Annotated in this window: 20 protein-coding genes; 12 read left to right on the top strand and 8 right to left on the bottom strand. The window is 53.5% G+C overall.

All coding sequences use genetic code 11. From position 1 onward, the window contains the following. Positions 1-5: 5 nt before the first annotated feature. From RCF31_RS03340 to RCF31_RS03330, 3 genes are read right to left on the bottom strand one after another with little or no spacing between them, the layout of a single operon-like run. Complete coding sequence (locus RCF31_RS03340; protein ID WP_084874777.1) at positions 6-734, bottom strand: amino acid ABC transporter ATP-binding protein; 729 nt, start codon at positions 732-734, stop codon at positions 6-8. Continuing rightward, complete coding sequence (locus RCF31_RS03335; protein ID WP_416412489.1) at positions 731-1,963, bottom strand: M20/M25/M40 family metallo-hydrolase; 1,233 nt, start codon at positions 1,961-1,963, stop codon at positions 731-733. Before RCF31_RS03335 ends, RCF31_RS03340 begins: the two co-directional genes overlap by 4 nt. Next, complete coding sequence (locus RCF31_RS03330) at positions 1,956-4,913, bottom strand: FAD-dependent oxidoreductase (protein ID WP_416412488.1); 2,958 nt, start codon at positions 4,911-4,913, stop codon at positions 1,956-1,958. The genes RCF31_RS03335 and RCF31_RS03330 overlap by 8 nt, the downstream gene beginning before the upstream one ends. Positions 4,914-5,003: 90 nt before the next feature. On the opposite strand from RCF31_RS03330, the gene RCF31_RS03325 reads away from it, so the two are divergent. From RCF31_RS03325 to RCF31_RS03300, 6 genes are all read left to right on the top strand, one after another. Further along, positions 5,004-5,900: a dihydrodipicolinate synthase family protein gene (locus RCF31_RS03325; protein ID WP_084874788.1), complete on the top strand. Its 897-nt coding sequence runs from the start codon at positions 5,004-5,006 to the stop codon at positions 5,898-5,900. Between the two features lie 91 nt (positions 5,901-5,991). After that, positions 5,992-6,765, top strand: a complete 774-nt coding sequence (locus RCF31_RS03320; protein ID WP_208717150.1) for an ABC transporter substrate-binding protein — start codon at positions 5,992-5,994, stop codon at positions 6,763-6,765. A gap of 17 nt (positions 6,766-6,782) precedes the next feature. Further along, positions 6,783-7,532, top strand: coding sequence for an amino acid ABC transporter permease (locus RCF31_RS03315; RefSeq protein WP_299453060.1), 750 nt, complete (start codon positions 6,783-6,785; stop codon positions 7,530-7,532). Beyond that, positions 7,529-8,944, top strand: a complete 1,416-nt coding sequence (gene hydA, locus RCF31_RS03310; RefSeq protein ID WP_416412487.1) for a dihydropyrimidinase — start codon at positions 7,529-7,531, stop codon at positions 8,942-8,944. The genes RCF31_RS03315 and hydA overlap by 4 nt, the downstream gene beginning before the upstream one ends. Before the next feature lie 45 nt (positions 8,945-8,989). Beyond that, a complete protein-coding gene (locus tag RCF31_RS03305; RefSeq protein WP_084874797.1) occupies positions 8,990-9,673 on the top strand; it encodes a GntR family transcriptional regulator in 684 nt (227 codons plus the stop codon). Positions 9,674-9,825: 152 nt separating this feature from the next. Next, positions 9,826-11,160, top strand: a complete 1,335-nt coding sequence (locus RCF31_RS03300) for a hypothetical protein (protein WP_416412486.1) — start codon at positions 9,826-9,828, stop codon at positions 11,158-11,160. Positions 11,161-11,466: 306 nt separating this feature from the next. Here RCF31_RS03300 and RCF31_RS03295 read toward each other — a convergent pair whose 3' ends face one another. The 5 genes from RCF31_RS03295 to RCF31_RS03275 all read right to left on the bottom strand — a co-directional run bounded on the left by RCF31_RS03295 (position 11,467) and on the right by RCF31_RS03275 (position 16,123). Continuing rightward, entirely contained in the window at positions 11,467-12,303 is an 837-nt protein-coding gene (locus RCF31_RS03295; RefSeq protein WP_416412485.1) for an urea carboxylase-associated family protein, read from the bottom strand. Beyond that, complete coding sequence (locus tag RCF31_RS03290; protein WP_416412484.1) at positions 12,303-13,025, bottom strand: GntR family transcriptional regulator; 723 nt, start codon at positions 13,023-13,025, stop codon at positions 12,303-12,305. The genes RCF31_RS03295 and RCF31_RS03290 overlap by 1 nt, the downstream gene beginning before the upstream one ends. Before the next feature lie 9 nt (positions 13,026-13,034). Continuing rightward, positions 13,035-14,543 carry an amino acid ABC transporter permease/ATP-binding protein gene (locus RCF31_RS03285; RefSeq protein WP_416412483.1) on the bottom strand — a complete coding sequence of 503 codons (1,509 nt, stop codon included), beginning with the start codon at positions 14,541-14,543 and terminating at the stop codon, positions 13,035-13,037. Positions 14,544-14,567: 24 nt separating this feature from the next. Beyond that, positions 14,568-15,383, bottom strand: coding sequence for an ABC transporter substrate-binding protein (locus RCF31_RS03280; protein WP_416412482.1), 816 nt, complete (start codon positions 15,381-15,383; stop codon positions 14,568-14,570). 188 nt (positions 15,384-15,571) lie between these two features. Then, positions 15,572-16,123, bottom strand: coding sequence for an NADPH-dependent FMN reductase (locus RCF31_RS03275; RefSeq protein ID WP_416412481.1), 552 nt, complete (start codon positions 16,121-16,123; stop codon positions 15,572-15,574). A 257-nt stretch (positions 16,124-16,380) separates the two neighbouring features. Between RCF31_RS03275 and RCF31_RS03270 the strand changes: the two genes are divergently transcribed. The 6 genes from RCF31_RS03270 (at position 16,381) to RCF31_RS03245 (ending at position 23,012) form a co-directional block, all read left to right on the top strand. Continuing rightward, positions 16,381-16,593: a DUF1471 domain-containing protein gene (locus RCF31_RS03270; protein ID WP_299453084.1), complete on the top strand. Its 213-nt coding sequence runs from the start codon at positions 16,381-16,383 to the stop codon at positions 16,591-16,593. A 117-nt stretch (positions 16,594-16,710) separates the two neighbouring features. Beyond that, on the top strand, positions 16,711-17,547 hold the full coding sequence (locus RCF31_RS03265) for an alpha/beta fold hydrolase (RefSeq protein ID WP_416412480.1): 837 nt from the start codon (positions 16,711-16,713) through the stop codon (positions 17,545-17,547). 189 nt (positions 17,548-17,736) lie between these two features. After that, positions 17,737-19,776 carry a beta-galactosidase gene (locus RCF31_RS03260; RefSeq protein ID WP_416412479.1) on the top strand — a complete coding sequence of 680 codons (2,040 nt, stop codon included), beginning with the start codon at positions 17,737-17,739 and terminating at the stop codon, positions 19,774-19,776. After that, positions 19,773-21,188, top strand: a complete 1,416-nt coding sequence (locus tag RCF31_RS03255; RefSeq protein WP_416412478.1) for an MFS transporter — start codon at positions 19,773-19,775, stop codon at positions 21,186-21,188. Before RCF31_RS03260 ends, RCF31_RS03255 begins: the two co-directional genes overlap by 4 nt. A gap of 94 nt (positions 21,189-21,282) precedes the next feature. Next, on the top strand, positions 21,283-22,161 hold the full coding sequence (araC, locus tag RCF31_RS03250) for an arabinose operon transcriptional regulator AraC (RefSeq protein WP_299453102.1): 879 nt from the start codon (positions 21,283-21,285) through the stop codon (positions 22,159-22,161). A 230-nt stretch (positions 22,162-22,391) separates the two neighbouring features. After that, on the top strand, positions 22,392-23,012 hold the full coding sequence (locus RCF31_RS03245) for a response regulator transcription factor (RefSeq protein ID WP_299453104.1): 621 nt from the start codon (positions 22,392-22,394) through the stop codon (positions 23,010-23,012). Positions 23,013-23,015: the final 3 nt, after the last annotated feature.

The raw sequence follows: 23,015 nt of genomic DNA, 5'->3' as shown, positions 1-23,015 counted from the left end.
TTACCTTAATGATGAATGATCTGGTCGAGGAAATTTCGTGCGCGCGGTGAGGCCGGGGTGGTGAAAAAGGTTTCCGTCTCGGCGTCTTCGATAATTTCCCCGGCATCCATAAAAATGATGCGGTCAGCAATCTTACGGGCAAAACCCAGTTCGTGCGTGACGCAACACATGGTCATGCCTTCGGCAGCCAGTTCCGCCATCACCGCCAGCACCTCTGCCACCATTTCAGGATCCAGTGCCGACGTGGGTTCGTCAAATAACATCACTTTGGGATTCATCGCCAGTGCACGGGCGATGGCGACACGTTGCTGCTGGCCGCCCGACAACTGAGCCGGATATTTATGCCCGTGCCGTTCCATGCCCACACGTTGCAGCAGTTCCTGCGCTTTATCTAATGCCGCCGCACGCGGGCGTTTCAGGTTACGCATCTGCGGCACAATCAGGTTTTCCAGCACCGTCATATGCGGGAATAATTCAAAGGACTGAAACACCATACCCACCTGCTGACGCAGGGCGGTGAGATTGGTTTTCTTATCACTGAGCTTCATGCCATCCACATCAATTTCGCCACGCTGAAACGGCTCCAGCGCATTGATGCATTTAATTAAGGTGGATTTCCCGGAACCGGACGGGCCACAAATCACCACCACTTCGCCTTTTTGAATATTCAGCGTGCAGTTTTTCAGCACCGGCAGCTGACCATAATATTTCGACAGATTATTAATGGCGATCATGCGTTTTTCTCCTGCAAAAGGGTAAGCAGACTATTGGCGACGATTTTGGTGGCACGCTGTAAATCATCAAGATGCACACGCTCATCGGCGCGGTGCCCATTGGCCTCGAGGAAGCTGCGTGGTCCGGCACCGTACATAATGGTGGGAATGCCTGCGGCACTGTACAGACGGGCATCGGTATACAACGGCAGCCCGACTAACGGGATCGGTTCCTGCAGGATTTCTTCTGCCTGCTGGCTGAAGATATTAGCCAGGGCGATGCTCGCGGCGGATGAGGTGAACGGGCGCGCCAGCAAAATGCGTTTTACCTTGCAGGTAATGCCGGTCAGCTGTTTTTCTACGCTGGCAATCAACGCGATTAATTCCTGTTCCACCACCTCCGGGTTTTCCTCCGGAATAATGCGACGGTCGAGACGAATCACCATGTTATCGCCCACCACATTGGTATTAATGCCGCCCGACACCAGACCAATCACCAGCGTAGGGGAATCAATGCCCGGAACCTGCGAATGTGTTGCTGCCAGCGAGTCGCGATAGTGATACAGCGCGCTCATGAGACGGTTCCCGGCTTCGATGGCATCGTGGCCGCTGGCAGGAAAAGCGGCGTGCGCAGATTTACCCTGCACGGCGATTTCCAGATGCAGACAACCATTATGCGCGGTGACGACAAAGTAACTTAGCGCAGCACAGACCACGTAATCCGGCTTGCTGATGCCATTCTCCAGCAGCCAGCCAGGTCCGGTCGCGCCGCCGGTTTCTTCATCGTAAGTAATGTGCAGCTCGATGGTGCCATTTAGCCTGGCTTCACTGTGGATCAGCGCCAGCAGCGCGTAAGCATAAGTGGTGATGTCTGATTTCGACACCGCAGCCCCACGACCATATAACCAGCCATCTTCGATTTCGGCACCGTAAGGGTCTTTGCTCCAGCCGCCACCGGGTGGCACCACATCACCGTGCGCATTGAGCGCTACCGTTGGACCGGGTCCAAAGCGATGACGCACCACCAGGTTGGTCGCACTGCGCATCCCGGCAGCCTGTACCACCTCATCCGGCACCGTGAAGGTTTCGACTTCCAGCCCCAGCGCGCGTAACTGCTGCGCCGTGACTAAGGCATGGGGCGTGCAATCACCTGGCGGGTTATCCGACGGGGTTTGCACCAGAATTTTCAGCATCTCAACCTGGTCGGGAAAATGGTGTTCAATCCATGTGGCGACACGTTGTTTACTCATTGACAGCAGTCCTGTGATTATCGAAACGGGAAATATGGTAAGGCGACAGATTGATCTCACTGCTGCCACGAAGAATAAGTTGCGCCAGGCTGCGGGCCACCACCGGCGACAGGGTATAACCATTGGAGGTCACGGCGTTGTAAAAACCGGGGATGCCGGGCACTTCGCCAATAATCGGCGCGCCGTCGATATTGATATTCATCCCGGCCCAGCTACGTACCATATGCAGGCCACTCAGGGCGGGCAGCACTTTATTTGCCACCCACAGATTGCCTTCAATACTTTCGCGCGAGGGCTGATTCATGCGCATCGCCGGATTAAATTGCGCGCTCCAGCCACCGCCGATTAATAAGCTGCCGTGCGCCGTCTGTTTCAGGCTGAGATGACGGCCCGCGTGTGCAATCAGGTGATCCACCAGCGGCGCGGTACGTTCGGTGACAATCATCTGTAACGGCGCGCCTTTGACCGGCACGTTGATCCCCACCATTTCACCCACTTTGGCGGCCCAGGCACCGGCAGCATTGATCACTCGCTGCGCCTCAATCACGCCACGGCTGGTTTGTACCCGGTAGCCACCGTGGGAAAGCCGCTCAATGGCCATCACATCGGTGCCGCGCTGGAAACGTGCGCCCTGAGCGCGCGCCAGCTGGTTTACCACATAGGTGGCACGAAGTGGGTTGATCTTGCCTTCCATCGGGCAAAATTCGGCACCGATAAGCTGCGGGGAAAGGTTGGGGGATAATTGCGCTAATTCACGCGCATCCAGCAAGCTGGCTTCGATACCGTAGCGGCGCTCCAGCAACATTTTCTGTTCGAGGAAACGCATCTCCTGTTCGGTTTCCGCCACCATCAGCCCGCCGGTGATCTTGATTTCCAGTGACTCACCGCTGGCGGCTTCCAGTTCCTGCCACAGCCGGACCGAAACCGGCCCCAGCGGCAGCGTTTGCGCCGCCGGACCGCCACCTTGTTCGGCTTTGGCACCAAAATCGAACGACAGCAGTTGCACATGCAGGCTGCCCGCGTTGGCCCCGGATGCCTGTAAATTGATATCGTCGCGCTCCACCACCAGCACATCAGCACCACCCTCGGCCAGGTAATAACCGAGGCAGTTGCCCATCACGCCGCCTCCGATCACCAGTACGTCGGTCTTCTGCGGGGGTAAGGGTGTTGATTCCACCGGGCGCGCCAGATTAGGGGTGATGGCGGGTTTATGGCCGCCCCATTCCTGTTTCTCAAAGGTCAACGCGGCGATGGGAACCGGACGCACCGGGAAGCGGGGCGCATAGAATCCGCTGGTTTGCTTTTGGCGTCCGGTCATCTCCGTCACCAGCTGCGCCACCATGCCAGAACAGGTTCGTCCCTGACATAACCCCATGCCAGTGCGCAGATTACGTTTCAGTGCGGCCGGGGTATCCATGCCTGCGCTGATGGCGCTGCGCAAGCTGCCAAGAGTGATGTTTTCACAACGGCAAATCACCGTCTCGTCCGCCAGCGATTGCAGGCTCACCGGTGGAGCCTGATAGACCTTCCACAGCGCCTGTTGAAAATCTTCCGCTTTGGCGAGGCGTGTTTTCAACTGATGGATATCAATGCCCTCAGCCGTTTTGCCGAGCGCCTGGAGCGCACGGATGCCAGCCAGCTGACCGCGCGTCTGTGCAATCTGCGCGCCGCCGAGCCGGGCGCCATCACCGATCACATAAACGCCAGCGACGCTGGTTGCACCGTCCGCATCGGTTTTAATCGTTGGGGTGCTGAACGGGGTGGCGGCAAGTTGCTGTTCGCAGCCCAGCGAGCGAGCCAGATCGGTGGAGGGAATAAAACCGTGGCCGAGACAAAGCACATCACACGCAATCTCGCGGCTTGAACCGGGAATGCGCTGCCCGTGCTGATCCACCGCCATAACGGTAATGCGTTCTAACCGATCCTGTCCGTGCGCAGCAACCACTTCATAACCCCAGCGCACCGCCACACGATTTTTTTTCAGGATCGACAGGTAATGACGTCCCTTGAACAACAGCTCGGGTGCAACTTTTGCCATGGTCAGGATCTGCCGCAGCATTTTGATCCCCGGTTTAGCGGCGCGTTCCAGCACCTCAACCACCTTGCCCTGGCTGTCGATCAGCTCGGCGGCAAACTGCAAATTCAATGGACCATTGCCGCTGACGACCACTCGCTCACCGGGAATGACCCGATACGCTTTCGCCAGCGTCTGGCCTGCGCCGGTCGTCATCACGCCGGGCAGGGTCCAGCCAGGAAAAGGCACCGGGCGCTCATAGGCACCGGTGGCGATGATCAGCTGTTGCGGGCGAATCAGCAACGTCTGATCGCGCCAGATCACGCCAATTTCCTGGGCAGAAAAAGCCGCCCAGACCGTGGCCTGTTGCAGAATGTCTACCCCGGCAGCCTGGGTTTCTTTCAGCAGGCTGTCGCCATCACGCCATTGTTGAGGCACTTTGCCATGCAGGGTATGAGAAGGGGCCAGCGGCTTAAAAAACTGACCGCCGCTCTGCGGGCGTTCATCGATCACCATGACCTTCGCACCCGCTCTGGCGGCGATGCGCGCGGCAGAAAGCCCCGCCGGACCGGCACCCAGCACCAGCAGATCGCATTCGCGTGTTTCTGGGGCAATATTGTGTGGGGTTGGGGCGAGAGGTTGGGCCGGTGGTTGCGGAGCGCGCTGAGTCTGCACCTGCATACCGTCCTGCACCAGAGTCATGCAGCTGCGTTGCGATCCTTTGCCGTCCACCTGCACCACACACTCGTAGCAGGCCCCCATGCCGCACCATAACCCGCGTTTGTCGCCCTGATCGGTCTCACGGATAGTCACGATATTTTGCCGCGCGAGTGCAGCCGCAATGGTTTCGTCAGGCAGGGCCTGCACGGCTTGGCCATCAAACCAGATGGTCAGAGTTTTGCTGGCAGGAATGATGTTGGGAGATTTGAGTTCCATAACGCTTGTGATCCGACAACGCTTGTGTATACATTATGTATACGGTATACAAACGGTATGCATCAAGCAATTTCTTAAGGAACTCAAAACATGGCGCAGTTTCGCGGTACTTATACGGTGTTAATTACTCCTTTCACCCAGGATGGTTTAGCAATTGACGTGCCAGCTCTGGAAAAATTGGTTGATTGGCAAATTGAACAAGGTATTCATGGGCTTATCCCATTGGGCAGTACCGGTGAATTTTTATCGATGACTCGCGAGGAGCGCCAGCTGGTCACCGAAACGGTGATTCGCACCGCAAGAGGGCGTGTACCGGTGCTGATGGGAACCGGTGCAGAATGGACGCCGGAATGCGTGGAACTGAGTAAAGAAGCCGAAGCGATGGGTGCCGATGGCGTGATGATCATCCCGCCATTTTACAGCTGCCCGAACGAAGACGAATTGTTTGCCCATTACCGTGCGGTGGGCGAAGCGCTTTCCATTCCGATCATGATTTACAACAACCCGGCCACCGCCAACGTCGATTTGCTGCCGAAAACCGTGGCGCGTTTATCGGAAATCGACACCGTCAGCTATATCAAAGAATCCACGCTGGAAGTCACTCGTGTGCGCGACATCATTGAATTGTGCGGCGACCGCATGAATGTGTTCGCCGGCATCCTCGGCTACGAATCCTTCTGGCTCGGTGCCTGCGGCTGGGTGGCGGTGGCGTCTAACCTGTTGCCATCGCAGTGTGCGCAAATGTTTGAAGCCGCAGTGGATCGCCTTGATCGCAATGAAGCCCTGGCGCTGTATCACAAAATCCTGCCGGTAGTGCGTGCGGTTGGCGGACCACATTATGTTGCCGCCAGCAAAGCGGGCCTGTCGATGATGGGGCTGGAGGTGGGCATCCCGCGTGCACCACGTCTGCCGCTTGCCAGCGATTTGCACCAGGTTCTGCGTCATGAATTAGAAAAGCTCGCAGTGCTGAACAGCTTTCAGCATTGATACCCGTCCTATTTTGCTTATTCGGAGAATGTAAATGATGACCAAAAAAACGTTGATAGCAGCTGCATGTCTTCTTACGGGTAGCCTGTTTATGCAAGCCAGCTTCGCGGCCTGTACCCCGATTGAGGGTGCAAACCTGGTGACGGCGGGTGAGTTAAAAATGTCCACTAACCCGACCTTACCGCCACTGCAATATGTCGATGGTGAGGGCCAGTTAAAAGGCATGCGCATCGAGCTGGGCGAGGAAATTGCCAAACGTCTTTGCCTGAAACCGGACTACACCCGTATTGAATTTTCCGCGATGGTACCGGGTTTGCAGGGCGGACGCTGGGACATGATCAACACCGGCATTTTCTTCACCCCGGCACGCGCCAAAATCATGTATCTGATCCCCTATGAGAGCCAGGCCATCAGTGTTTCCGTGGCTCCTGCCGACAGCGGCAAAATTGCCAAAGTTGAAGATCTGGCGGGTAAAAGTGTCGGAGTGGAAATCGGCGGTTTTGAAGAAACCACCATCCGTAAGATCAGCAAAGAGCTGGAAGCCAAAGGCCTTAAGCCGGTTGATATCCATACCTTTGATAACTTTACCGTGGCCTTCCAGGCATTACGCGCGCAGCAGGTAAGCGCGGTGATCAGCATCGACGCCGTTGCGGCAGATTATCAGCACAAAGGGATGTTTAAGCAGGTGCTCTCTGGCATCGACCCGACACCGGTTGCGATTGCATTCAAAGACGCACATCTGGCTGATGCCACCGCGAAAGTGCTGAACCAGATGAATGCCGATGGCAGCTTACCGGCGCTGTTTAACAAGTATGGCGCGAAAATGATCACCGGAACCTTTAGTGTTCAGGGTCCCCACTCGTAACTGTAGGAAAGCGAATTATGATTCAGGGCTGGAGCTGGGAAGGGTACTTCCATTATCTCACCAACTATTTCATTTTCATGGGGGCGGTGAATACCGTCCTGTTAACCCTTGCGGGTATGGCTGGCGGGCTGGTATTGGGAATATTACTCGCCTTTGCCAGACTCTCGCCCTGGTCATGGATTAACCAGATTGCCCGCACTTATATCTGGATTTTTCGCGGCACGCCGTTACTGGTGCAGCTAATTATTATCTATACCGGTCTGCCGCAGATTGGCATTCGCTTTAGCGTGATTGAAGCGGTGGTGATGGGGCTGGTATTAAATGAAGCGGCTTACCTGGCGGAAATCATTCGTGGTGGCGTGCAGGCCTTGCCGAAAGGGCAAATTAATGCGGCCAAAGCGTTGGGCTTTAACCAGCTGAATGTGGCGCGTTACGTGATTTTCCCGCAGACCATGCGTCTAATCCTGCCGTCGTTAGGCAACAGCTTTAATGGATTATTAAAAACCACTTCCATCGCTTCGGTAATTTCCATGGAGGAGTTACTGCGTCGTACCCAGATATTGATGCAGGAACAATTTATGGTGCTGGAACTGTTTATGGTGGCTGCCACCTATTATCTGCTCCTCACTACCTTGTGGGACTTTATCCAGCGTAAAATCGAACGTCACTACGCTAAAGCGTATCAAAACACCACGCACAGCAGTGAACCGGTCAAACCCAGCTTTAAGGAAGTTTCCAGCGCTTACACCCGGGAGACGCAACCATGAAATCCTTTGATCTGATTATTAAAAATGCGGACATTGTGACGGCTGCCGATCGTTATCATGGTGATATTGGCATCAGTGAGGGGCGTATTAGCGTCATCGCAGCGGCCCTCGATGAAACGCTGGCGCAGCAGGTGATCGATGCCAGAGGTCGCATGGTCACGCCGGGCGGTGTTGATGCCCATTGTCACCTCGACCAGCCTTCCACTGATGGTTCTGTCGGGGCGGATGACTTTATCAGCGGCACGCGTTCGGCTGCCTGTGGCGGTACCACCACCATTATTCCTTTTGCCATGCAATTCAAAGGGCAAAGCCTGCACGATGCGATCGCCGATTACCATCAGCGTGCTGAAGGGAAAGCCTGCATTGATTACGCGTTTCACGTGATTATTACTGACGCCAGCGCCGCAGTGATTGACGAGATTCCGCAGGTTATTCAGCAGGGCTACACGTCATTTAAGATCTATATGACCTATGACGCGTTAAAACTGACCGATCACCATATTCTGAATGTGTTGGAAGCGACGCGTGCAGCCGGGGCGATCTCCATGATTCACGCAGAAAATGATGACTGCATCAGTTGGTTAACCGAGCGGCTGAAAAAGCAGGGCAAAATCGCGCCGCGTTATCATGCGCTGGCCCATTCACCGATTGGCGAGCGTGAAGCCACGCACCGGGCGATTTCTCTGGCAGAACTGGTCGATGTGCCGATTTTACTGGTCCATGTATCCAGCCGTGCGGCGATTGAGCAGATTTACTGGGCGCGTGGTCAGGGCATCAATATCTTCTCTGAAACCTGTCCGCAATATCTGTTTCTCACCGCCGAGGATTTGGGCATCGATGACAGCTTCCACGGCGCAAAATGCATTTGTAGCCCGCCGCCACGCGATACTGACAGCCAGAATGCAGTATGGAATGCGTTAGCGAACGGCACCTTTACCATTTTTTCCTCAGATCATTGCCCGTTTAACTTCGATGATCCGCAAGGTAAGAAGCTGCATGGCGACAATGCCTCGTTTGATCTGGTGCCTAACGGCATCGCCGGACTGGAAACACGTCTGCCGTTATTGATGAGTGAAGGGGTACTGAGGAAGCGTATTTCCGCACAGCGTTTTGTCGATTTGACCGCCACGGCACCGGCGAAGCTCTATGGCCTGTATCCGCAAAAAGGCAGCATTGCGGTGGGTTCGGATGCCGATCTGGTGATCTGGGATACCGATATCGATAAAACCATCAGCAATCGCGATTTGCACACCAATGCCGATCACACGCCTTATGAAGGTAAACAGGTTCAGGCCTGGCCTGCCATCACCCTGTCGCGCGGTGAAAAGGTCTGGGCGGAGGGTGAATATCAGGGAAGGGCGGGGAATGGTGCGTTTCTTACCTGTGCGGTGCCTTTCCCAATAAGCGGATAATCCGGTAAACTCATTAGCCATTTTACTTTTGGACACTGCGTGAAGATGACTGACTATCAGGATCACACCCTTGCTGCGATTATGGCTGCCAAGCCGTTGTATATGAAATCAGCCAGTCTGTCTGAGCAGGTTTATACGTTGCTGAAGGAGTTAATCCTCGAACGTAAAATTCCCGGAAGTAGTGAAATGCTGGAATCGCGGCTGGCGGAAGAGTTGCAGGTTTCCCGTACGCCAATGCGTGAGGCACTGGTGAGACTGGCGGGTGAGAACCTGCTGGAACGACGTGGCGCACGTTCCTACACCGTGCGCACCATCGATATCAAAGAATATCTTGATACCATGGCGCTGCGGGAAGTGCTGGAAGCGGAAGCGGTGGGTAAAGCGCTGGATAAAATCAGCGCCGCTACGCTGGATGACCTGCTTAAAGAGCTGCGTGAGTTGATTGATGCCGGTGAGGCGCAGGAGCATCTTTTCTGGCGTTTCGATGAAAAGCTGCACAACACCATTGCCGAAGCCAGCGGTAACCTGGTGCTGGCGCAGGTGCTAAAAGGTTTGCGCGTTAACGTACGTCTGTTCCGTTTGCATAGCCCGCTGCATCGCCAGCAGGAAAACCACGCCGAGCATCTTGATTTGCTCAATGCGATGCGTGAAGGCGATCGGGAAAAAAGCCTGGCTTCCATTCGTAAACACATTATTAATCTGCGTAATGATGTGATTTCTTCGTTGTAAAATAGTTTCTTTTCCTTATCTGGTGGCGCGATTTATCGCGCCGTTATCATTTCTAATCTGATATATCCCCTGAGTTTTTCCTGATTTCTAATTTTGAGAATAATAAATATGCTAGCCTGAATCTCATTCGGACGATAAAAGGGAGGGATTATATGGATACCAGTTTAGCTAAAGTCAGTGGTAATAATGTTATTGCACCTGTGGAAGTTGATAGCAATGAACTTCATCAATTCCCGGTGAGCAGTGCTTCTAATAATACAGTTGAACCTCTTAGCCTGATCGCCACGACAACGTTCAATATATCCCCCAATGATTGTTTTAAAAAAATAATTTCCTTTTTTTCTTCGCTTAATATTCTGCATATTGAAACGCACATAACGCCATTTTTATCTACCATTCATTTGCTGGAGACCTATTATCAAAACAATGTTGCCTTCCGAACATGCTTTGATAAAGCCTGCGAGAAAATAGCGCATGCAGACTTTAAAGCTAAAAAACATTTCGCTCAAATACTGCATGCGTTTAATGATTATGAAAAAGAGTTCAAAGATAACACAAAGAGTATAGAAATGGCTTTATTCTGTACTATGCAAAAAATCATTTCCTATGGTTCAGGCCCGATTAATATCGAGCCGATAAAACGCGCACTGAGTCAGACTGACGATCAGACCATTGCGCAGGTGATAAGGGATTTGGAAAGCCGCTGCCTGGATAATTATCTGCGCGTCGAAACGAGAGACTATACTCCTGATGCCTATGCCACTGGACTTTGCAATTCCCTTTTGGATCAAACGCTGCTGGAAATCAACGACCTGATTAAGAATTACAATCCAGAAAACAAACCGGTGGTACTGCTTTTAGACTTTGACGATACCATCAGTATTGCCAGCCATCGATTTATGGGGATATCCAATACTGAATGGGCTAACCGCGAGGTCGATAAAACAGCGGACAACAAAGAAGCTCACATACGGGACGTTTTTCTCTCGGTTTGCGCAGGGCGAGCCTATGTCGGTTTTATTTCATCGCGTTCTTTCATTGATGGTGCACTGATCAAGCTGGTTGATTTTTTAATCACCAAAGATATTGCCGGGGCAATGTGGCCTAAAAAATCAGATTGTAAAGATATCGACATTAAATTTGATGGCACAGTGGCAAAAGATGTCACAGTATTTCCGGATGGCAAGACCCGTTCGTGGTGCTATAAAGATAGAGTCTACCTGACATCTCAAACACCTAAGATTGATATCATCAATGATATTGTGAATAAGCTTGCCATCCAGCACGGCGTCAAACCGAGTGATTTCTTTGTCGCGTTTTGTGACGATGATGGTGTAAATCATCAGGCAGCACGTAATGCCTTTAAAGAGATGAAACGCGACGGTATTGAAAGCTATGAGCTTTTATCGGTGCAAACATTCCCGCATGAAATGGTCGAGGGTGTGTATGTCTATCGGGATGACATAGAGGGTGAGTCCCGGGCTTAATCCGCAACCCGTTCAGGCGTCGCTACGTGAAATCTGTGAAAAGAGCAGGGTAATGCTGGTGCAGTTTTGCCGTAGCGGCGCGATTTATCGCGCATCGTCCAGCCATGATGAGGGAAAACCCGCGTGATAAATCACGCCGCTACGGGCGAGGTGCGTCCCGGGGGCGTATCTGGTTATCGTATTTAACATAATATACATTGTAGGTACTTTTGTGGAGCTGATGAGCTGGCAATCGCCGCCACCGCCAGCTGACTTTGACCCGGTAATAAAAAACCAGCTGATGCAGCTGGTTTTTTTATCTGGCAATTACCAGCTGACGGGCTTCAGCTGCATACCATGGTTACCCCGGTAATCCGGTGATACCGGCGATGTCCAGTTAGCCAGCAACTCAGCCTGCGGTTTGTAAATTTCTACCCCAAGCGGACGGCAAACTTTTAGCGTATCTTCCGCTTCGTCGCCCCACATCGGTAATGACAGATCGCCGCCCGGACAGGTGGATAACGCACACAGCAGGTCAATCTCAGCGAAGAACTCCAGATAATCGCCCTTTTTCGCCGGACAGGCTTTCATAAAGTATTGGTCATCGTCGTTCAGGCCGGTGCACTGGAAGACATTCATCACATCGTGAACATCAAACTCAGTCAGACCATACGGCTGCACAGCACGCACCAGATTGGAATGGCAATGGAAATCGAAATCTTCACCGGTTAGCAGTTTGTTGACGTAAGGATCGCAACGCGTTCCCAGTAAATCATGCAACCGGCCGCCATCGCTGTCGATGCCATAATCCGCCAGCGAATCGGCGGTAATGGTCGCCATCGGGCGGATAAACGGTAAATTGGACCACAGGCGATCGTAAGTCGAAAGATGCGCGCGTTGTAGCTGTCGTGTGCGGGACACCCACATTCTCTCGCGCGGATCGCGGCGGTTCCAGATATTCAAATCCCCGACCTGCGGACCTTCCGGCGTGGTAATACGGAACAGATGCCCGGCTGGCACTTCCCAGGCAAAACCGGTACGAATCGGGATCAAATGGGAGGCGGTAAGCTCACGCGGTCCCTCGGCCAGTGCCTGATAAAACTGGCGATCAACATCTAATGCAGAGCCGGATGTGCTCTGGTAAGCGGCAGGATAATTCGACATCAGTATGATTCTCCATGAGAAATAGGATGACTAAAAGTGGTGGTCAGCTGGCGCTCGGAATAGTCGAGGTAATCAATGAGCGCCTGGCATGCGGCTGCGGTTTGATGCTCGCCCAGCAATGTCAGGATCTGACGATCGCGGGCAATCCACGGCAGCTGAAAATCACGCTCGCCAGCACCGCTGCAAAACAGCAGACGTAACTGCGCCAGCAAGACGCTGAAAAAATCGTTAAATCTGGAGCAACCCAACATCTGTACGATGCTTTGATGAAAACGCAGGCTATGGGTACCCACGCTGCGCCACTGCTCCCCGGCCGCCGCCTGGGCAGCCTTGTCCAGATGCTGCGCCATGCGCGTCAGATGAAAGTCATTGACTGGGCTGTTCACGGTCAGCGCCAGTACTTCCAGATGGCGGCGCGCTTTGAAAATATCGCGTACATCACGCTTATCCAGCTGGCGAACAAACACCCCGCGATTCTGGTGATAATTCACCAACCCTTCGCCGTGTAAGAAACGCAGCGCCTCCCGCAGCGTATTGCGGGAACTGTCACATAACGCCGCCAGTTCGATTTCCCCCAGCGCCTGCCCGGCCACCAGGTTGCCGCTGATAATATTTTCCCGCAGCAGAATCGAAATGCGCTCGAACGCGGGCAAGCCAGATAAATCAATATGTTCTGGTATTTCAATGGTTAAGGTTCGGGTTTCCCCGGATATTCCTTTCATATGCTGACCTCAGGCCGTGGCCATATCATCGATAAAGCGTGAAATCCGGTGATCGCGCATCTGGCGAATCTCTGCGGGTGAGGCATCGATCTGAATACGCCCCTGCTCCATAAACACCACCCGGTCTGAAATGGCGAAAGCAAACTTCATCTCATGGGTGACGATCAACATGGTGATCCCCTCCTCTGCCAGCTTTTCAATCACCTGCAGGACTTCGCTGACGCGCTCGGGATCAAGTGCCGATGTCGGTTCATCAAACAGCACCACCGCAGGCTTCATGACCAGCGTACGGGCAATGGCCACGCGTTGTTGCTGACCACCGGATAACTGGTGCGGATATTTGGTGGCATGTTCCAGCATTCCCACTTTATCCAGCATCGCCAGGCTGCGTTGATGCAGGTCCTCGCGGCTGTCCAGATTGTGCAGACGCGGTGCCAGCAGCAAATTTTCCAGCACCGTTTTATGCGGGAACAGATTAAACCCCTGGAACACCATGCCGAGACGGGTAATCTGCGAACGGTAAGGTAAGGCATTCTCACGCTGTCCCGCCTCGATAAACGCCTGACCCAGCAGCTCTACGCTGCCCTGGTCGAGTTTCTCCAGCCCGTTCACCGTACGGATAAGCGTCGTTTTGCCGGAGCCGGAAGGACCAATAATCGAGATCACCTCGCCAGGTTTCACGCTGAGGTTGATATCGCACAGCACCGGTTTATCGTTAAACGCTTTGCTGATCCCGCGTAATTGCAGAATCGGTTTGGCCGATGCGCTATGGCTTTTGCGCGTCAGTGCCTGAGGTGTCGGTAAGCTGGCGCGTGCCTGCTCGGCATCAAACGCGGCCGGAGTCCGATTTTGTACATCCCAGCGGCGTTCGAGCCAGCCAAACAGACGCTCAAACACGGTGACAATCAGCACGTAATAGCAGGCCACCGCGAGCATGGTTTCCATCACCTTGAAGTTGTCGGTGTACAGACGCTCGCCCACCATCAAAATCTCGGACAGCGAAATCACCGATACCAGTGACGTCATCTTCACGATGGTAATAAATTCATTCACCAGGGTGGGCAGCGAAATGCGCAACGCCTGCGGAATAATGATGCTGAGGCGGATCTGGGTGGTGTTTAATCCTAACGCCCTTCCCGCTTCAAACTGCCCGCGCTGGACTGATAACAAACCACCGCGATGGATCTCCGCAATATAGGCGGTCTCACTGATGATCAGGGCCAGCAGACCAGCGGCAAACGGGTTGGACAGCACGCTGCTGGTCGCCGGAAAAATTTGTGGCAGGTTAAAGATAAAAATCAGCAGCACCAGCAGTGGCAGGCTGCGGAACAGCCAGATATAACAGCCAGCAACATTGCGCAGCAGCGCATGGCGCGACTGCTTTGCCAGTGCCACACCCAGCCCCAGAACGATCCCTCCCAGCCAGGTCAGCACGCTGAGTTGTACCACCAGCCAACTGGCCCGCCAGAAGTCCGCGTAATGAAATAAACTTATCAGGTAAGGCCAGTCAAATTGCATGCTTCCTCCAGGGCGATCCGTTATTTACAGCGTGCCAGCCAATGCTTTGGTGATTTCATCCGCGTCCGGCATTTGCAGGTTGTACTTTTGCAACAGCGCACGATAGCTGCCGTCACTTACCTTCTGCGCGAATGAGGTTTTCAGTTCGTTCAGCAGCTGCGGGTTGTCCTTATTCACCGCCAGGCCGACCACTACCGGATAAATCATCTGGTGGGAAGAGATTTTCAGACGCTGCCCGGTCTTTTCGACCGTCGCTTTTGCCACCGCAGCATCTTCATATTGCACATCCACCGCTGACGACAGCAGTGCCTGAGTGGCTTCCGGTGAAGTCGGGAACTCGCGTACCGAAATGGCACACAGCCCTTTCGGCTGGCAATAGTCCGTTGACACTTTATTCAGACGCGCAATCCAGGCACCGCCTTTGATCGAAGCGACGCGTTTGCCGCACAGATCTTCCGGCTTTTCAGGCGCAAAGCTGGAACTGGCGGTGACCAGCAAAGAACCCCCGGTTTTCATATACGGCAGAAAATCCACCTGCTGTGCACGCTCTGGCGTGACATAGAGTGTTGAAGCGACAATGTCGAACTTATCGCTCTTTAAGCCGAGGATCAGGCTGGCAAAACGGGTGTCCTTCACCACCGGTTTCAGTTTCAGCGGCGCGGCGATCAGATCAATAAACTCGGCATCAAAACCGGCAGGTTTATCCTGTTTTAAGAAGTTATACGGCGGATACGTCAGGTCCGAGCCAATGGTCAGGCTGCCAGGCACAAGGGTGGCAGCCTGCGCGACGCTGAAGAACACAGGTGCTGCAAGACAGGCCATGCGTAACATCGTTTTCATAGTGGAAAGCCTCTGGTGTTGTTTGTTCAACAATGTATAAGCATTAAGTGTGCCAATATTATGATTTGTGCTTTTTCAGTGGATCAAATGCCGCAGGGAGGATCTTGTTACGATGGGTTGAACCAGAATGGAGCAAAAAAAACGGGCAATGCACCAGCATCGCCCGCTCGGGGAAGGAAAGGATCAGGTTATTTGCCGGCAAATTCCGCAAAGGCCACTAACTGGCGCGCGAGGAAACGTTTGGTGTCCTCATCGACCAGCACGCCATCCACCACCTTATGGCCGACATCGCCAATCATCGCTTCCGGCTTATTCAGCACTTTGGCATCGAAATAAGCGAGGATCTGTCGCAGATGCAGCTGCGCGCGCACCCCGCCTAACTTACCCGGCGAGGCAGACTGAATCAGCACGGGCTTTCCGGCCAGCGGTTGCGGATTGACACGAGACAGCCAGTCGAGGGCATTCTTCAGCAAGCCCGGAATAGAATGGTTATATTCCGGGGTGATGATCACCAGGCCATCAGCCTCGGCGATATGTTCTGCCATGGCGACCACGGCCGCAGGAAACCCCTCCAGTTCCGTGTCCATGCTGTAATGCGGGAATTCCCCCGGCGATCCCAGCGCGGTAAAAACCACGCCCTCGGGAGCCAGTTCCGGTAATGTGCTGGCAATCGCCGCATTGACCGAGCCGCTACGCAGGCTACAGGTCAGGGTGACAAACTTCAGAGGGTGATTATTCATGGTTCACTCGCTATGTAATGGGGAAATCTAAGCGATTATCTGCAGGAATTGAAAAAAAGTAAGTTATACAGATGGATAGCTATACGAAGATATAATTGATCCTTCAGCAAAAAGTCACACCCGCCACCTCACGCCTCATTCAAATTATCTGAAAGACTCCGCCAGAGATCAGGTATTCAGTTCCCCCTGCCATGTGCTTACAATTTACCCAATCGAAGCATCAGCTTCCCCTGAATTGAGCGACACAGGAAATTATCATGAAATATATCAACATTTTTGCCACCAGCATGACTCTACTATTCCTTTCATTCTCAAGCTTTGCACAAGCCCACGGCACACCGCTGGATGATGCCCAGGCCCGCGTGGTAATGCAGTCTAAAGAGGCTGGCGCATCGTATAAAATCGACAGCGCACGTTATGTGAACCACATCGAGCCTGCTGCTGAACTGATCAGCTACACCCTCGAATAACCCCCGCCATACGCCGTCGTTTCTGCGTGCCTGCGACTATACTGTTGCGGGGGTTAACACCCTCAGTGCCGCTACTCATCAGCTCAAAACAATCCTTAACTGATAGGAGTCTGTTCTATGGCTTTTGTAACGACGAAAGATGGCGTGAATATCTTCTTCAAAGACTGGGGACCTAAAGAAGCTCAACCGATTGTCTTCCATCACGGCTGGCCATTAAGCGCCGATGACTGGGACAATCAGATGTTGTTCTTTCTGGCAGAAGGATTCCGGGTTATCGCGATTGATCGGCGCGGTCATGGCCGGTCGGATCAGGTCAGTGAAGGACATGATATGGACCATTACGCGGCAGATGCCTCAGCTGTAGCTGAACATCTTGACCTGCATAATGCGGTGCATATCGGACATTCCACCGGTGGCGGCCAGGTCGCACGTTATGTCGCCCAATATGGACAGCCACAGGGCCGCGTCGCCAAAGCGGTGCTGATTAGCGCGGTACCGCCTCTGATGTTGAAAACACCGGGTAATCCCGAGGGTACACCATTAGAGGTGTTTGATGGCTTTCGTGCTGGGCTGGCGGCGAATCGCGCACAGTTCTATCTGGATGTGGCTTCAGGTCCGTTCTATGGCTTCAACCGTGAAGGCGCGCAGGTTTCCCAAGGCACGATTCAGAACTGGTGGCGTCAGGGGATGATTGGCGGAGCTAAAGCACATTACGATGGTATCAAAGCCTTCTCGGAAACCGATCAGACGGAAGATTTAAAGGCGATAACCGTCCCGACGCTGGTGATGCAGGGCGACGACGATCAGGTGGTGCCCTATAAAGATTCCGCATTGCTGCAGGATGAACTACTGCAGGACAGCACATTGAAAATTTATCCCGGCTTTCCCCACGGGATGCACACCACCCATGCGGATGTGATCAACGCTGATTTGCTTGCCTTTATACGTGCCTGATTGACCTTCTCTCCTGAACCAGTCCGTTCCGGGCTGGTTTATCCTTCCCGACCCTTCTGCCATTTTGTGATGCAGTTCATGGACTTAAGGCGGGAGCGAGTTTCTCTATGTTCGTGACAGCAAATTTTATCTTTGGCCCATCTCATTCCGCTAACGTAGCGCCATAACGCATGCAGTGGAGGAAATGAGATGGATAAGCTGTTGTATGGTGTGGCCTATTATCGCGAATACTTGCCTGAGGAACGGCTGGATGAAGACATCCGCCTGATGAAGGCTGCCGGTATCAATGTGGTGCGCATTGCCGAGAGTACCTGGAGCACCTTCGAACGGCACGACGGGGAATTTGATTTCTCCAGCGTGCTCACCGTGCTGGACCGCATGCATGCCAGCCAGATTGCGGTGATTGTCGGCACCCCCACCTATGCGATACCGGGCTGGCTGGCAAAGAAACACCCGTCCGTGATGGCGACCACACCCCAGGGCGTGAACAAATATGGTCATCGCCAGAAGATGGATATTACCAGCCCCATCTATCTGCGTTACGCCGAACGGATTATCCGCGCATTACTGCGCGCCACGGCGCAGCACCCCGCAGTGATTGGTTTTCAAATCGACAACGAAACCAAGTATTACGATACCTGCGGTGCGCATGTACAGCGTGATTTTGTGCAGCATTTGCAGCAGCGGTTTGCTGGCGATCTCGACCGCCTCAATGCGGAGTTCGGGCTGGATTACTGGAGCAACCGTATCGACGCCTGGGAAGACTTCCCACCGCTGGAGAGTACCATCAATGCCAGTCTCGGCGCGGCTTTCCAGCAATATCAGCGTCAGCTGGTTGAACAATTCCTTGCCTGGCAGGCTGAGCTTGTCAGCGAATACCGGCGGCCAGAGCAATTCATCACCCATAACTTCGATTTTGAATGGCGCACCTGGTCTTATGGGCTGCGTGGCGAGGTCGATCATTTCGCCGCTTCTGCCGCGCTCGATATTACCGGCGTCGATATCTATCATCCCAGCCAGCATCAGCTGACCGGCGCTGAAATCGCCTTCGCCGGTGATATCGCCCGCACCACCAAAGATAACAATTATCTGGTGCTGGAAACCCAGGCGCAGGCCTTCAAAAACTGGACCCCTTATCCCGGGCAGCTGCGCCTACAGGCGTTCAGCCATATTGCCTCGGGTGCGGCGATGATCGGTTACTGGCACTGGCATTCTCTCCACAACGCCTATGAAACCTACTGGAAGGGCTTGCTCAGCCATGATCTGCAACCCAACCCGATTTACCATGAGGCGCAACAGATTGGTCAGACACTGTCCCGGCTGTCGCCGCAACTGGCCGGATTAAAGAAACAGAATCGGGTGGCGCTGCTGGTCAGCAACACCTGCCTGACCGCCATTGACTGGCACCCGTATCAGGGACACCAGTTTGGCCGTCACAAAGAGCATCAGTACAACGATCTGTTCCGCAGCTATTATGATGCCCTTTACCGGCTGAATATCGAGGTAGATATTCTCACCGTTGACGACCCGCGCATCAGCCGATATCAGTTACTGATCGCGCCACTAATGTACGCCGTGTCTGATGACGTGCTGCAACGATTAAACCGGTTCGTGGCTGACGGCGGTCATGTGCTGTATTCGTTTAAGTCAGGTTTTGCCAATCAGCATCTGAAAGTGCGTCATGAACGCCAGCCGGGCGTGATTCGCGAAGCGATTGGGGCCAGCTATCAGTTGTTTGTCGAACCGCATGACGTCACCTTGCAGTCGGATGTGCTGGACCTGCCCCCGCAGGCAACCCGGGTTGATCACTGGATGGAGCTACTGGAAACGGAGAACCCGAATGCGGAAATCTGGGCGCGTTATCAGCATCCTTACTGGGGCAAATATGCCGCCATCGTTCACAATCAATTTGGCCGTGGCAGCGCCACCTATATCGGATGCTGCATCAGCGAGGGCGCGCTGGAGAGCGTGTTATGTACGCTGCGCCAGCGACTGGGATTGGCCGATGACGCTGAAGGCCACCGCTTCCCGGTGGTGGTTAAACGCGGCACCAATCGTGCCGGTAACACCGTGCTGTTTTATCTCAACTTTAGCAGCCAGCCGCAACAGGTCACTCTGTCATTCACGCGTGGACGGGAATTGTTGCGCCAGCGGCACTGGCAACGCGGCGAGACACTCACGCTGGCCGACTGGGATGTAGCGATTGTTGAACTGGAGGAGGCACAATGAAAACCGCTACCCCGACGGATGACCTGCAACGCATTGGCCTCGCTGAACGCCTGGCCTTTGGCATCGGTGATTATGGCACCAACCTGACTTACACCCTGATGGTGACCTTCCTCGCCTATTTTTATACCGATGTCGTTGGAATTTCCGCCCTGCTGATTGGCTCGCTGATGTTCTTCGCCCGGGTGCTGGATGGGGTGATCTGTATCTTTGTCGGTATCCGAATCGATAAAACCCGTTCGCGTCTCGGCAAAGCGCGTCCCTGGGTACTGTGGAGCGCACTGCCTTTTGGTTTGTCGGCCTTTTTGATGGCGACGGTGCCGAACGTCAGCGATAGCCTGAAGGTGACTTATGTGTGTATCACCTATCTGCTGGCAAACATTTGTTTTACCGCCAATAACATCGCCTATGGTTCACTGTTGGCGTTGATCACCCGTGATGCGTACCAGCGCGGCATTCTGAGTGTGTTCCGTAAGGGGCTATCGACCTGTGGCTCGCTGACAGTCGGTGTGTTCACCCTGCCGCTGGTCGCGCACTTCGGCAACAGCAGTACCTCCTGGGTCATCGTGTTTGCCATCTTTGGCTTCTTTACCGCGCTCTGTCTGTTCCTGACGGCGTTGGGCACGCGTGAACGTGTCCAGCCGGTGCGCAGTGACAACAGCCAGCGCATCAATGCACGTCAGGTGGTGAGTTCCATGCTGGCGAACCGTTACTGGCTGATGATCTTTTTCTATCTGCTGATTACCTTTACCAGCCTGACCGCACTCTCCGCCGTGGGGGTATATTATTCGAAATACATTCTGCGCGATGTCTCCCTGATTGCTTATATCAGCATGGCGCAATACATCCCTGGTCTGCTGACCCTGATGATCATCCCGCTGTTGCTGAAAAAACTGGGTAAGCGGCGTCTGGCGATGCTGGGTTTACTGGTCTGCTCGGTCGCCTATCTGATTCCGTTGCTGAATAAACAGGATGCGCTGTTTGTGATCATCGCCACTGCCGTGCGCAGCGTCGGCTTCTGTGGCATTGGGGCCACCATGTTTGCCTTGCTGGCCGATACCATTGACTACGGCGAATGGCGTACCGGGTTACGTATTGAGGGCATTTTGTTCAGTGCCGGTACCCTCGGGCAGACGCTGGGCATGGGGTTAGGTACCGCCAGTGTCGGCTGGGTGCTTGGCGCAGTCGGATTTGTCAGCGGCGGCAATGCCGTACAATCAGCGTCAGTGCTGAACACTATCGAGTTTCTGTTTATCTTTTTCCCGCTCTTGCTGGCGCTACTCAACTTCGGGCTGCTTTATTTCTACAAACTGGATGATTTCTATCACCAGGTGGCACAGGACCTGGCAGCGGGCCGCTATCAGCAAAATAACCCGGTCATGACGCCGGTGGTTCGGGAGCCGCTACAACACTAAAGTTGCGCCACGCCGCAAAAGCGCCCTCTGCTCAGCGATTATGACGGGGGGCGTCGTTATACTTCCCGCACTCTAATTCGCAGGAATGATGCAGATGGTTGAGTTGAGCGATGCCGACATGATGAATTTCTCCCCGCTGGTGAAAAGTTTCACCTTTAACGCCTTTATGGTGTCGGGATATACGCCAATCAGCCCCGGCAGCAAGCTCGACTTCTTTATTCACCGACCCCAGGGGATGAAAGGTTATCTGCTCAATATCACGCTAAAAGGTGAAGGTATTATTCATCACGCTGACGGAGAATTCCGTTGCCAGCAAGGAGAGATGCTGTTGTTTCCGCCGGGGGTGCTGCATCATTACGGTCGCGCTAAAGAAAGCCCCGCCTGGGATCATTTGTGGATTTATTTTGTGCCTCGTCCCTACTGGATCGACTGGTTACACTGGGATCGTAACCAGGGGCAGATAGGCCGTATGGCATGCGGCGATACGCCCCTGTTGCAGCACATGGTGCAGCTGTTTAAAGAGGTTATTCACTGGAATGCCGCAGCAGAGCCGCTGGCAGAAGCGATAGCAATGAACACGCTGGAACGCATTATTCTGGATGCATTCCAGCGGCAACCCACCAGCAACCGTCATAACCGTGACCCACGTATTCAGACAGTCTGCCATTACATCAATGAACATCTGGCCGAAGAGACGCGGGTGGAACAATTGGCACAGATGACGTTTTTATCCCCTTCCCGGCTGGCGCATCTGTTCAAGCGTGAGATGGGACATACCATTTATGGCTGGCGTGAGCGCCAGCGCGTTTCACGCGCCTGTGATTTGTTGCAGCAAACCCAGCTGCCGATTGCCCAGGTGGCACGCGCAGTCGGCTACGGTGATCCCCTCTACTTCTCGCGCATATTTAGCCAGCACCGCACACTGAGCCCGCGCGAATATCGCAAAAAGTTTGAACGTATACCGCTCTTTTAATTGGTCGATTGAATTCCGATCAATAATTAACCATTCGGGTCAATAAGTTATGCCTTATCTTCACATTGCAACATTCGCTGATGATAATCAGACTTATTGTGATAACATCCGGCGTTATGCTAACACCCCTACATCTTTACGCAGGTTGAACCTGTGTCTTTTCGCAGTATATTGGATATTAAGCACAACGTTTAAACATCCGTGAAATTCAGGTTGAGAAGAGTCCTTCTATGAATCACTTAGTTTATGTTGTAGATGATGACGAATCGGTGAGATCTGCTCTGAGTAATCTGCTCAGTTCAGAAGATTATGACGTTATTGTTTTTTCCACTGCTCAGGCATTTCTTGATCACACCTTCAACGCCGTTCCCAGTTGTCTGATTCTGGATATTAATATGCCGGGTGCGGATGGCTTTGCCGTAGCAAATACCTTAAATGAGCGCGGTTATGTTATTCCTACCATTTTCCTCACCGGGTTCGGCACCATTCCTGTTACCGTTAAAGCGATGAAAACCGGTGCCTGTGAATTCCTGACCAAACCGGTCGACCCGGAGCGGATATTACAGGCGGTGGCAGAAGCGCTGTTGATTGCGGAAGAAAACCTGGTTTCTTCACAGGAAAAATATGACATGACGGTTCGCCATCAGTCACTGACCCCACGTGAAAGCGAAGTCATGATGCTGGCAATCAGTGGTCTGCTGAACAAGCAGATTGCTGCGGAGATGGGCATCAGTGAAATTACCGCTAAGGTGCATAAACGCCGGGTGATGGAAAAGATGAATGTCCGTTCCCTTTCTGACCTGGTGCGTGCTGCCGAACGGCTGAATATTCTCAGCACGCGCCGTCGTTAAGGG

Source organism: Pantoea sp. App145, assembly GCF_047947045.1.
GTDB lineage: Bacteria > Pseudomonadota > Gammaproteobacteria > Enterobacterales > Enterobacteriaceae > Pantoea.
Note: the sequence above shows the minus strand (reverse complement) of the source record. Positions and strands in the feature narration are given on the sequence as shown.

Coding starts and splice junctions, on each gene's coding strand:
- RCF31_RS03340 (WP_084874777.1), bottom strand. CDS start 734: ATGATCGCCATTAATAATCTGTCGAAATATTATGGTCAGCTGCCGGTG.
- RCF31_RS03335 (WP_416412489.1), bottom strand. CDS start 1,963: ATGAGTAAACAACGTGTCGCCACATGGATTGAACACCATTTTCCCGAC.
- RCF31_RS03330 (WP_416412488.1), bottom strand. CDS start 4,913: ATGGAACTCAAATCTCCCAACATCATTCCTGCCAGCAAAACTCTGACC.
- RCF31_RS03325 (WP_084874788.1), top strand. CDS start 5,004: ATGGCGCAGTTTCGCGGTACTTATACGGTGTTAATTACTCCTTTCACC.
- RCF31_RS03320 (WP_208717150.1), top strand. CDS start 5,992: ATGCAAGCCAGCTTCGCGGCCTGTACCCCGATTGAGGGTGCAAACCTG.
- RCF31_RS03315 (WP_299453060.1), top strand. CDS start 6,783: ATGATTCAGGGCTGGAGCTGGGAAGGGTACTTCCATTATCTCACCAAC.
- hydA (WP_416412487.1), top strand. CDS start 7,529: ATGAAATCCTTTGATCTGATTATTAAAAATGCGGACATTGTGACGGCT.
- RCF31_RS03305 (WP_084874797.1), top strand. CDS start 8,990: ATGACTGACTATCAGGATCACACCCTTGCTGCGATTATGGCTGCCAAG.
- RCF31_RS03300 (WP_416412486.1), top strand. CDS start 9,826: ATGGATACCAGTTTAGCTAAAGTCAGTGGTAATAATGTTATTGCACCT.
- RCF31_RS03295 (WP_416412485.1), bottom strand. CDS start 12,303: ATGTCGAATTATCCTGCCGCTTACCAGAGCACATCCGGCTCTGCATTA.
- RCF31_RS03290 (WP_416412484.1), bottom strand. CDS start 13,025: ATGAAAGGAATATCCGGGGAAACCCGAACCTTAACCATTGAAATACCA.
- RCF31_RS03285 (WP_416412483.1), bottom strand. CDS start 14,543: ATGCAATTTGACTGGCCTTACCTGATAAGTTTATTTCATTACGCGGAC.
- RCF31_RS03280 (WP_416412482.1), bottom strand. CDS start 15,383: ATGAAAACGATGTTACGCATGGCCTGTCTTGCAGCACCTGTGTTCTTC.
- RCF31_RS03275 (WP_416412481.1), bottom strand. CDS start 16,123: ATGAATAATCACCCTCTGAAGTTTGTCACCCTGACCTGTAGCCTGCGT.
- RCF31_RS03270 (WP_299453084.1), top strand. CDS start 16,381: ATGAAATATATCAACATTTTTGCCACCAGCATGACTCTACTATTCCTT.
- RCF31_RS03265 (WP_416412480.1), top strand. CDS start 16,711: ATGGCTTTTGTAACGACGAAAGATGGCGTGAATATCTTCTTCAAAGAC.
- RCF31_RS03260 (WP_416412479.1), top strand. CDS start 17,737: ATGGATAAGCTGTTGTATGGTGTGGCCTATTATCGCGAATACTTGCCT.
- RCF31_RS03255 (WP_416412478.1), top strand. CDS start 19,773: ATGAAAACCGCTACCCCGACGGATGACCTGCAACGCATTGGCCTCGCT.
- araC (WP_299453102.1), top strand. CDS start 21,283: ATGGTTGAGTTGAGCGATGCCGACATGATGAATTTCTCCCCGCTGGTG.
- RCF31_RS03245 (WP_299453104.1), top strand. CDS start 22,392: ATGAATCACTTAGTTTATGTTGTAGATGATGACGAATCGGTGAGATCT.